This is a genomic window from Arthrobacter sp. ZGTC131 (genome assembly GCF_002929275.1).
GTDB lineage: Bacteria > Actinomycetota > Actinomycetes > Actinomycetales > Micrococcaceae > Arthrobacter.
The window spans coordinates 215334-225348 of record NZ_PJIK01000006.1; the positions used below are offsets into that span (position 1 = coordinate 215334).

Genomic DNA, 10015 nt, shown 5'->3' on the forward strand with positions numbered 1-10015 from the left:
CGGGGGTGTGTTTAAGTCCGAGCCGGAATCCGGAAGGCGCCAGGCGCCTCAATGACCCCGGCCATCATCCTTGCACCCCGGACGTTCTCTGCCGTCCCAAGACCCTCATGGAAGACATACACCGATACCAGGTGCGAATCGGCTCGTGCATTGACGAACCTGCGCAAACTCGATGCCGCACCACGCTAGTGGAGCTCCTCATCACCGATGAAGCAGAGCGGCTTAACGCCACCGCCCTTGAACTCCTCCGTGACAACCACGACCGGACCCACCTGCCTATGATCCTCATCCGTATGCCCGGCATAGATCAACGATTCCGGCACCATCCCAGCTTTACTGCCGTCTCACAAAATCATTTCCGCCAGCACCCGCGCCCCGGACGCGGCGCCGTCGGCCTCCCGGATCCGGCGGCCCACTCCGGACGCGGCAGTGCGGAAGATCGCCGAGTCCACCACAGTCCTCACGGCCCGGGCGATTTCATCCGGGGACGACGACGCCTTGATCAGCAGCCCCGCTCCGGCGTCCTGCACCGCCTTCCCCACCATGCGCTGGTCCAGCAGCGGATGCATCGGCGCGATCACCAGCGGAAGTCCGTGGGCCAGCGCCAGCATGGTGGTGGCATGGCCGCCGTGGCCGATCACCGCGCTGCACTCGGGCATCACGTCCCGGTGCGGAAGATAGCGGTGCACAATCGTGTTCGGCGCGGCCGTCAGGCCTGCAGGATCAATGGCGGGACCGGTGGTCACCACCACCTCGAGCGGCAGGTCGGCCACCGCGTCCAGTGTTTTTTGCAGGAACGCCTCCTGTCCGGGGAAGGCCGTGGTGCTCAGGCTCACCAGCACGCGGGGCCATATGCCCGGCGGTGGAGGTGTCGCCGGCTGCTCCACGTCCGCCACGGCGCCGGTCCACACCACCTTGCCGTTGCCGTTCATGCTGCCCGCGGGATCCAGGAGCGGATCGGAGCACACTAGGATCCGCTCAGCGCGCTTCATCACGTGCCGCGGCCCGAGGCCCCGCGCTGCAATCACCGCCGTGATGGGAGTCCGCCGGAACGGGCCGTCGAAAAAAGCGTAGAAGCTGTGCATCAGCACCACCGTGCGCAGCCCGGCCCGGGCGGCGGCGTCGATGGCCCCTAGCAGCAGGCAGTCCACCACCACCACGTCCGGCGGATCGCGCCGCGCCTCCTCAACCACGTCCCCCGCGATTCCGGCGTCGGTGAAGACAGACACCATCATGGAGATCTGCTGGAGCGCGGACATGTGGTCTGCCGGGGCCATCGGGGCCGAATTGCCGTAGGCACGGAACTCGGCGCCCGCTGCCTCTATCGGCCCGGCCTGCTGCGCCTCCCCCAGGAAGCGGACCCGGTGGCCGTCCCGTATCAGCTCACGGGCGATGCCGAGGGCCGGCGGCAGGTTCCCGCCGGCGTCAAGCGTTGCGAAGAGAAAATCCGGCATGGCAACCTCCCTGAGTTCAGGAAGCCGGCGGTAAACACCGGCGGGCAGAAGCCTAGTCCCGATGCCGCCCCGCGAACAGGGGCCGGACACAGTCAGTGGACCGGGGACGCAGGAAACCGGACGTAACGCGAGCGTTCACATCGCTGTCGCCGCCGGTTCACGCCGCCCCTCAAGGATGAAACCATGACTCCTTTCACCCGCCGAAACGTCCTCATAGGTGCCATCGCCGCTGCCGGTGCTGCCGCCGTCGCCCCTTCACTCGTCGCACCCGCCCACGCCGCCCGGCCCTCCGGCGTCGCGCTGGTCCGGAACCGCCTGACCCTCCCGTCCGGCATCGCCACCGGCGATGTCACCGCAGATTCCGGCGTCCTGTGGTCCCGCGCGTCGGGACCCGGCCGGCTGGTGGCCAGCCTGCTCGCGGTCGACGACGGCGGGTCCCCGCTCCGCGGCGGCCGCGCCTTCCGGCGGGTGCTGCGGGGGACCAGGGCCAGCGAGGCCACCGACTTCACGTCCAAGATCAACGCCCGCGACCTCCCGGCCGGCACGCGGTTCGCGCTGACCATGCACTTCGAGGACCCCGAGGGCCACGCCGGCGAAACCGCGCGCGGCTCCTTCAGCACCGCCCCCGGAACCGGCACGCTGCGCAGCGGCCGCGCACCCCGCCGGCAGAGCTTCGTGTGGAGCGGGGACACCGCCGGCCAGGGCTGGGGCATCAACGAGGAGATCGGCGGCATGCGCGGCTACGCGGCCATGCTCGCCACGAAGCCGGACTTCTTCATCCACTCCGGCGACACCATCTACGCCGACGGCCCCATCGCCGCTCAGGTCACCGAGCCGGACGGGCAGATCTGGCGCAACCTCGTCACCGAGGAGGTGTCCAAGGTGGCCGAGACGCTCGACGAGTACCGCGGCCGGCATCGCTACAACCTCATGGACCGCAACGTCCGCGCCATGTACGCCCAGGTTCCGGTGATCGCCCAGTGGGACGACCACGAAACCACCAACAACTGGTACCCCGGCGAGATCCTCACCGATTCCCGCTACACCGAGCGCCGGGTGGACGTGCTCGCCGCCCGCGGCCGCCAGGCCTGGCAGGAATACCAGCCCATCGCCCAGCTCAGCGACGGCAGCACCGGCTTCGAGCCGGCCCGCATCTACCGCAAGATCTCCCGCGGCCCGCAGCTGGACATCTTCTGCCTGGACATGCGCACCTTCAAGGACCCCAACACGGACGGCAAGGAAACGAACCTGACCCACATCCTCGGCGAGGAACAGGCCCGCTGGCTGATCCGCGAAGTCAGCAAGTCCAAGGCCACCTGGAAGGTGATCTCGGCCGACCTCCCGCTTGGCATCATTGTGCCGGACGGTCCCGTCAACCAGGAGTCCCTGGCAAACCGCGACGCCGGCGCCCCCTTGGGCAAGGAACTCGAGATCGCCGGGGTGCTGTCCGCGTTCAAGCGCAACCGGGTTAAAAACGTGGTCTGGCTCACGGCCGACGTCCACTACTGCGCCGCCCACCACTACTCGCCCGCGCGGGCCGCGTTCCAGGACTTCGACCCCTTCTGGGAATTCGTGGCCGGCCCCATCAATGCCGGAACGTTCGGCCCCAGCGCGATGGACGGGACCTTCGGGCCGGAGGTGGCCTTCTACAAGGCAGGCGCCTACGCCAACCAGTCCCCGCGCAACGGCGAGAGCCAGTACTTCGGCCACGTGGACCTCGGCGAGGACGACGTCTTCACCGTCAGCCTCCGCAACGCCAACGGCACCGTGCTCTGGAGCAAGAACCTGCACCCGGAGCGCTGACCCACCGCACCGCGACAACGGGTGGCCGGCAACCATTTGCCAGCCACCCGCCGTCGCGGTTTTACGGATGCCGCGTGGTCCCCGCCGCGGTTCACAAAACCAGGCAGGACTGTAATTTGGCATTCACTCTGCGAGAATGTTCCCGTCAGCGGACAGGCCCAGCAGCGGCGCCTTCCCGCCTATTTAGCGCGCCTTGGGGGGCATGCATGTCAGGGATCAGCTTTACCGCCATCGACTTTGAAACTGCGAACAGCAACCGCGGGTCAGTGTGTGCCGTCGGCCTGGTGAAGGTCCGGGACGGCAGGATCGTGGACAAAGCGTCCTGGCTCATCAAACCCCCGCCCGGCATTGACCACTTCGATCCCATCAACATCGAAGTCCACGGCATCAGGGAAGACGACGTTATGCACGCGGCGGACTGGGAGATGTCCGTCGAGGGAATCCTGCAGTTTGTCTGCGAGGACCAGTTGGTCGCCTACGACGCTCCGTATGACGCCTCCGTGATGCGCAAAGCCACCGAACACCTGCGGCTGGACCTGCCGGCCAAGGAGTTTTATTGTGCCCAGGAGCTGGCCCGGGCACAGTTGGAGCTGCCGAAGCATCACCTGAACGACGTACTGGAGGCGTTGAAGCTCCCGCCTGTTCACCAACACGAGCCCGGCACCAACGCCCTGGCCTGCGCCAACGTGGTCCTAACGATCGCCGCCATGCGCCAGTTGGCCAGCCTGGCCGAGATCTGGCCCGCCCCGGCCGCTTCGATCGGGCAGCGGCGCCAGGGCCGGCGAGTCCGCGATGAGGCACCTGACGACGGCCGTGAAGCGGCTGATACGGATGCACTCGGCGGTGATGACCCCCGCGGTGAAGCGTCGGACGGCGAGGCGCCGGACGCCGTCGTAACTTTCGTTCGGGACCTTTCCCCGGAGGCACAGACTGCTCCCGGGCCCGCGGCCCAGGCGGAGCCCGGGCCGGCTGAGCAGGAAAAGCCCCGGACCTCGTCCCCGTCGCCCCGGCGGGAGACCGCGCCGGAAACCTTGTCAGAAACCCAGCCCGAAACCCCTCAGATCCCGGCCGCTGCCGGTCCAGAGGACCGCAAGGGTGTCCAGCCCGCCAAGCAGTCCGGAATGAAGTCAGGCATTGCCCTGTTGGCCGTAGGCCTCCTTGCCGCCTTCTTTCTGTCCGCCCTTACCGGCCTCGCGATCCAGTCATTCGCCGCGGGCCAGGTAGGAATTGGCGCGGTGGAACTGGCATTGGCGGTGGCCGCAGCGTGGGGTGTCTGGGCTTCGATCACGCACGGCTGGCGAAGGATCTGGTCCGCCAAGTAGCCTGCCGGTCTGGTGGCGGGGGGCTTTCCCACCGCGTTTACCATCCACCAGGCTGGCGGGTAGCCGGACCTGTCCTCGTGGGGCTCGTTACTGCGGGGCTTTGGGGATGATGATCCACAAAGCGATGTAGACGAGTTCTCCGACGCCGAACAGCCCGAACAGCACGAAGCCGATGCGGACGAGCGTCTTGGAGATACCGAAGCGGTCAGCGAGGGCCGCGCAGACTCCCGCGATGACCTTGCCATTCCTGGGCCGAACCATTGCTGCTTCCATTTCGCCACAGTAGCAGCCGCTCCGGGGTGAGGTAAGCGGTCCGGGGGAGTCATTTCCGGGCTGTGCCCGCGCCGCGTTGAAGGCTGCAACCGCTTACGGGGCTGCCCGCCCGGCGGGAAGAACCGCGACGACGGGAGGCCAGCACCGTTGATGACCCCCCGCCGCCGTCCTGGTGACCGGATCCGTAGTGCAGGACCGCCGGTCAGGCAGCGGTGACGGTGACAGTGCGGGTGGCCAGCGTCTGACCGGTGATCCAGTGCAGATAGTCGATCGCAATGGTGTACTTGCCGGGCGCCGGCGGGCGCAGCAGGAGGTCGAATTTCTCGGCCGCCCCGGACTTGATGACGCTGGTCAGCAGCGGCTGGCCCGCCATCGAGGGCTGAACGGCCGGGGCGGTCGGGCTGGGTGTGTTCCAGAACGGTCTGCCGTCGTGCGCGATCAGTTCGGCGATGCGCGCGGGCTTTCCTGCCGCATCCAGGAACCTTGTGAGCGTGGGGAAGTAGTCCACGTTCACGAGGCGCACCAGGGTGGGCTTCTTGGTGGCTGTGACGACATTCGCCCTCATGGCCGAGATGGCCCACACCCTGTCACCCCTTGGCCTGCTGGCGATTGCCCCGCCCAGAAGAACGAAGTGCTTGGGCTCGAAGCGGTTCAGGCCGGCGTCCTCACCGGACAGTCCGGCGGCGTGGTTCATTTCATGCCACCGCGGATCAATGGAGAACGGGGCGATGAGGGTCTCGGTGGCGATGTCGTACAGGGGACCCTCCAAGGAATGCCGGCGGGTCCCGGCCGGGGTTGCTGGGCTGGCCGGCGGATCGATGATGATCGCACCGAACATGCCCATCTGCACGTGCAGGGGAGTGTTGACGTGGCAGTGGTAGAAGTACGTGCCGGCGGAGCCCCTGCTGGGGTTGCCGCGTTCGGCGACATCCGGCCGCCACTGGTACGTGTAGTGCCCCGTGACCTCGAACGAGGTGTGGCCCACGCCGTCATTGCGGGGATCGGGTTCGATGCCGTGCCAGTGGACGGTGTGGACCTTCTTGCTCGGCTTCACGGTGGCGTGGAACACCTGGCCCTCGGTGAGCCGCACCACGGGCCCGGGGAGGCCGCGGCCGGATTTTTCGTTTTCGAAGCTCCACACCTCGTGCTCGGACCCGTCAGGGAATTTGAGTTCCCGGCTGAAGAAGTCGAGCTCGATGGAGACGTCCGGCCGCAGGCGAAACTCGGTCTCGGGGCTGCCTTCGTGTGGCTGGTCGGAGGCGAAATCCACCTGGCTCCGGAACGTATGGTGGGCCTTGTCCTCGGCCGTAGGGGGCAGGCCCGATTCGGGGGTCGGTGCTGCTGCCAGCACCCAGTCGGCCACCAGGCCGCCGGGGTACATGCCGCCGGCGGCGGTCTGCGACGGCTCCGCATGGCAGTGCATGGGATACGTCCAATCCTCCGTCCGGGCCTCCCAGACGGGATCCACCACTTCGGGCGGGCGCCGGACAGGCAGCATCGCTTCCTTGCGTTCCAGCGGCTGCACCTGAACGGTGTCCTCCCACTGCTGCAGAATGACGTCCCCCTGGGGGCTGACCCTGCCGTTGGAGCGCGGGAAGTCAATGCCGTTGGCGCGCACCGTCCACACGTGGTTGCCGTGGTAGTGCAGCTGGTGATCCGCGATGCCGGCGTTGACCATCCGCACCAGCTGCCCGGTCCGCACGGCGCCCGGGGCGGGTGAGGCACTGAAGTTCCGCACATCGGTTTCCCTCGGATGGCCTGAAGGCAGCGTGTCCTGCTTGCGCCGTTCGTTGAGCTCCTCATTGGTGCTGAGAGCCAGGGACTGAAACCCGGAGTAGCCATTGAGGGTGAAGTACCGCGGCACGGCCGGGGTGGTGAGCGGATTGACCGTCTGCCCCCGAGAGGCGATGCGGGCCCAGTTCGAGTCCACGTCGTGGCACAGCCATAGCCATTGGCGTTCGAACTCGGCTCCGCCGGGGGCGAGCCGCCAAGCGTTGCGAGGGTCGATGACCACCAGCGCGCCGTACAGGCCCAGGGTTCTTTCCACGGGCTGGTTGGTGGGGTCGGTGAACAGGTAGGTACCCGGCAGCGGTGCAGGGAACTCGAGGAGGATTGTTTTCCCCGGAGCGACGACACCGCTAGTGGCATCCGCACCCCCATTTCCCGCGCGGTGGAACCGGAGCTCGTGCGGCTGGGCGAGGTTGTTATGCAACCTCACGCGGATGGTGCTCCCGGTTTCGGCGATCAGGGTGCGGTCCGGGAAGTAGCTGGCCCAGTACGCGCGCCGGGCAAGGTACTGCCGCTGATGCGCGGGGTCGTCCCGCAGCGGTGCCGGGCGGCCGTGCGGCGGCAGCGGTGCGGTCAGGGGATACGACCGGCTGGCCACGACCTTACCTGCGGCGGTGAATACCCGCGGGGTCATTGCCAGCGCGGGCTTGGGGTCAGTCACCGCTGTGCGGCGCTCGCCGAATCCCCGGTGGTAAACCAGCGACCCGTCCACCATGGGAACGAATCCGTCATTGACGTGGATGTCCAAGATGGTCATGGCCGGCCTCCGAGTTGGTTCGGGCCGGAGATAGCTGTACCAAAGCTCATGTCCCCCCCAATTGCGTTTGCGGACAGTGCCTATCCTTGCGGCGGAAAGCTACAGAAACGTTGGGTTTCGCGGGGCCGGATTTGGGGGGGAGCCGGCCAGGTCTGCCGGGTGGCATTCCGCGTCAGAAGCACGACGGCGGGAGGCTGGCAGCGTTCGCCGGCCTCCCGCCGTCGTGGTTTCCGCCTGTAGCGGCGGGGCAGGAGCGGGTGAAGATGCGCCAGGAATGCCCTGTCAGGAGGGGCCGGCGAGCTGGGCCGTCCGGCTGTCGAGGCGCAGTTCGAGGTCGTTCATGACCACCGCGGCGAGGTCCCGGAGCGTTTCGGCTTCCGAGGCGTCCAGGGTGCGGGGCTCGCGGTCGAGGATGCACAGGGTCCCGAGGTTGTACCCGTCCCGGGACTTGAGGGGCGCCCCGGCGTAGAATTTTAGGCCGAAATCTCCGGCGACAAGGGGGTTCACCAGCGTGCGCGCGTCTTCCGGGGCGTTCTCGACGACCCAGACGTCGTCCTGCAGGATCGCTGACGCACACAGGCCAGGATCCCTGCCGGTCTCCCCCACGGGGACCCCATGGTGGGACTTGAACCAGATGCGGTCGTGGTCCACAACTGACACGATCGCAATGGGCACCGAAAAGAGCCGGGCAGCCAGTGAAGTTATCCTGTCGAAGGCGCCGTCGGCCGGGGTGTCCAGAATTGCGTAGCGGCGGACGGCTTCCATCCTGGCGTCCTCGTCACTGGGGATGATGGCGGGGTCCACTTTGTGCTTTGCCTTGCTGACGGCCTGGTCCTGCAGGGCTTGAGCCACCTCGCGGCTTGAGGGCCGGTCCTCCGGATTCCGTGCCGTCATGGCGGCCAGCAGCATCTGCCATTCCGGCTCCAGGCTGGCCGGGATGCTCGGATCCTCGATCAGTCGTGCGAGGGCGCTCTGCAGGGGATCGCCCGGAAACGCCTGCTGGCCGGTGAGGCACTCGAGCAGAACCAGGCCAAGGGAGTACACGTCGCTGGCAGGACCGACGCGCTCGGACCTTGCCTGCTCCGGGCTGAGGTACCCCGCGGTTCCGAGGAAACCGCCGTCCGGGGACTCCGGATTGTCGGCGATAAGGGCAATGCCGAAGTCCGTGAGTTTCGCGCGCATCCTTGCGGCGTCATGGTGATAATCGAAGATCATGATGTTGCCGGGCTTGACGTCCCGGTGGATCACGCCGCTTTCGTGGATGTACGCCAGGGCGTCCGCGAGGTCGTGACCGATCTGGGCAGCATGGCGCGGCGGCAGCGGCCCGTCCGCGAGGCGGCGCTTGAGATCCGCACCCTCCACGAGTTCCATCACGAGGTAAATGCGCGGCTTGTTTGGTTCGGTTCTGTCGACGCCGGCGTCCAGGAGAGTTACCAGGCTGTGGTGGTTCAGGCGCGCCAGGACCTTCAGCTCCGCCTCGGCATCGTGCCGCGCATCGTTGCCGACGGGCCCGGTGACTATCTTCACGGCCACTTCGCGCTCGAGGAATTCGTCCATGGCCCGGTAGACGTTGGCCATCGCTCCGGACCCGATTTGTTCCTGGACGTGGTACCTGCCGCCTAGGACCGTTCCTGCTGTAATACCGGACTGTACGTCCATCGTGTGCCTTTGAGTCTTGCCGCGCGGTGCTCGAGGCCCGGGCGCGTATTCGGTTGTTAGGTTCTAGCAGGAGTGCGTTAAAACGGTGGCCAATGTAGGTTTCTTAAACGACCGGAAGAGCCGATTCGCATCGACTCTTCCTTGATCATTTGGGCTATATGAGGCTGGGGGCGCTGGCGAGAATGTAGTCCGCCGCTGCCGGTCCCGTCATAGCAAGCTCGCAGTTCTCCGGATCAATTCCCTGCTCCTTGAGCGATGCCCACAATGCGGCGGGCGGCTCGGGCTGCGACTGGTTGATGAGGCACCAGCTTGTGTACAGGCCGTAGAGCTCATCCGGAGTAAGCTGCGTATCAGTCTCGCGCTCCGTGGTGAGGGCCTCGGCTACAAACAGTTCGAAGTGGGTGGCAGTCATTGGGTCCTCCAAGGCACGGGTATTGATCCGCCGTTCTGCTTCAGCGATAACGGATCGCCGCCCGAGGGCCAGTGATCTCCTTGAAATGTATGCGAGACAGACCGTTCTGTCTAGTTACCCTAGGCAGACCTCCGAGTGTCGCTCCAGGCGGGGTCGCGCGGCCGCCTCCGGCGGCGTCCGCAGGACCGGTGCGCGGCGCCCGCAGGACCGGTGGGCCGGCCGATTTGCGTGGATGATTCGGGGTGTGTACAGTTATTCGAGTCGCCGCCGCTGAAGCGGAAAAATAGCGACCGACCCCCAAATAAACAGCCGGAAAATGGCGCGCTAATTGGTGCGCCGACGACGGGCGGGGACCTTCCTGCTGAATCGCAAATCACGGAAACGACGATTTGCAAAGATTCGCCGGACCGGGTAAGTTTGAAAAGTTGCTCCGGAGCGATCCTTGACCGTGTGGTTGTGGTGGTGCCGGGTGTGTCTGTTGTTTGAGAACTCAATAGTGTGCCAAGTTTGTTGATACCGGTTTATTTTATATGAATTGGTTGAATTT

The 10015-nt window shown here is 66.4% G+C and carries 7 protein-coding genes; 2 read left to right on the forward strand and 5 right to left on the reverse strand.

What is annotated here, in order from left to right; genetic code table 11:
• Positions 1-344: 344 nt before the first annotated feature.
• Positions 345-1454 carry a glycosyltransferase gene (locus CXQ90_RS10235; RefSeq protein ID WP_104138891.1) on the reverse strand — a complete coding sequence of 370 codons (1110 nt, stop codon included), beginning with the start codon at positions 1452-1454 and terminating at the stop codon, positions 345-347.
• 183 nt (positions 1455-1637) lie between these two features.
• Here CXQ90_RS10235 and CXQ90_RS10240 point away from each other — a divergent pair, with 183 nt between their 5' ends.
• Positions 1638-3257, forward strand: a complete 1620-nt coding sequence (locus CXQ90_RS10240) for an alkaline phosphatase (protein WP_104138893.1) — start codon at positions 1638-1640, stop codon at positions 3255-3257.
• Between the two features lie 206 nt (positions 3258-3463).
• Positions 3464-4579, forward strand: a complete 1116-nt coding sequence (locus CXQ90_RS10245) for a hypothetical protein (protein ID WP_104138894.1) — start codon at positions 3464-3466, stop codon at positions 4577-4579.
• A gap of 87 nt (positions 4580-4666) precedes the next feature.
• On the opposite strand, the gene CXQ90_RS10250 is transcribed toward CXQ90_RS10245, so the two are convergent.
• The 4 genes from CXQ90_RS10250 to CXQ90_RS10265 all read right to left on the reverse strand — a co-directional run bounded on the left by CXQ90_RS10250 (position 4667) and on the right by CXQ90_RS10265 (position 9468).
• Positions 4667-4852, reverse strand: coding sequence for a PspC domain-containing protein (locus CXQ90_RS10250; protein WP_104138896.1), 186 nt, complete (start codon positions 4850-4852; stop codon positions 4667-4669).
• A gap of 202 nt (positions 4853-5054) precedes the next feature.
• The gene (locus CXQ90_RS10255) at positions 5055-7397 is read right to left on the reverse strand and encodes a multicopper oxidase domain-containing protein (protein WP_104138897.1); all 2343 of its coding nucleotides are present in this window, start codon (positions 7395-7397) and stop codon (positions 5055-5057) included.
• Between the two features lie 282 nt (positions 7398-7679).
• Complete coding sequence (locus tag CXQ90_RS10260; RefSeq protein ID WP_104138899.1) at positions 7680-9056, reverse strand: GAF domain-containing serine/threonine-protein kinase; 1377 nt, start codon at positions 9054-9056, stop codon at positions 7680-7682.
• Between the two features lie 154 nt (positions 9057-9210).
• Positions 9211-9468, reverse strand: coding sequence for a hypothetical protein (locus CXQ90_RS10265; RefSeq protein WP_104138900.1), 258 nt, complete (start codon positions 9466-9468; stop codon positions 9211-9213).
• Positions 9469-10015 lie beyond the last annotated feature (547 nt).

What these genes read in the sequence shown, in the direction of transcription:
- CXQ90_RS10235 (WP_104138891.1), bottom strand. Translation starts at nt 1,454, where the DNA reads ATGCCGGATTTTCTCTTCGCAACGCTTGACGCCGGCGGGAACCTGCCG.
- CXQ90_RS10240 (WP_104138893.1), top strand. Translation starts at nt 1,638, where the DNA reads ATGACTCCTTTCACCCGCCGAAACGTCCTCATAGGTGCCATCGCCGCT.
- CXQ90_RS10245 (WP_104138894.1), top strand. Translation starts at nt 3,464, where the DNA reads ATGTCAGGGATCAGCTTTACCGCCATCGACTTTGAAACTGCGAACAGC.
- CXQ90_RS10250 (WP_104138896.1), bottom strand. Translation starts at nt 4,852, where the DNA reads ATGGAAGCAGCAATGGTTCGGCCCAGGAATGGCAAGGTCATCGCGGGA.
- CXQ90_RS10255 (WP_104138897.1), bottom strand. Translation starts at nt 7,397, where the DNA reads ATGACCATCTTGGACATCCACGTCAATGACGGATTCGTTCCCATGGTG.
- CXQ90_RS10260 (WP_104138899.1), bottom strand. Translation starts at nt 9,056, where the DNA reads ATGGACGTACAGTCCGGTATTACAGCAGGAACGGTCCTAGGCGGCAGG.
- CXQ90_RS10265 (WP_104138900.1), bottom strand. Translation starts at nt 9,468, where the DNA reads ATGACTGCCACCCACTTCGAACTGTTTGTAGCCGAGGCCCTCACCACG.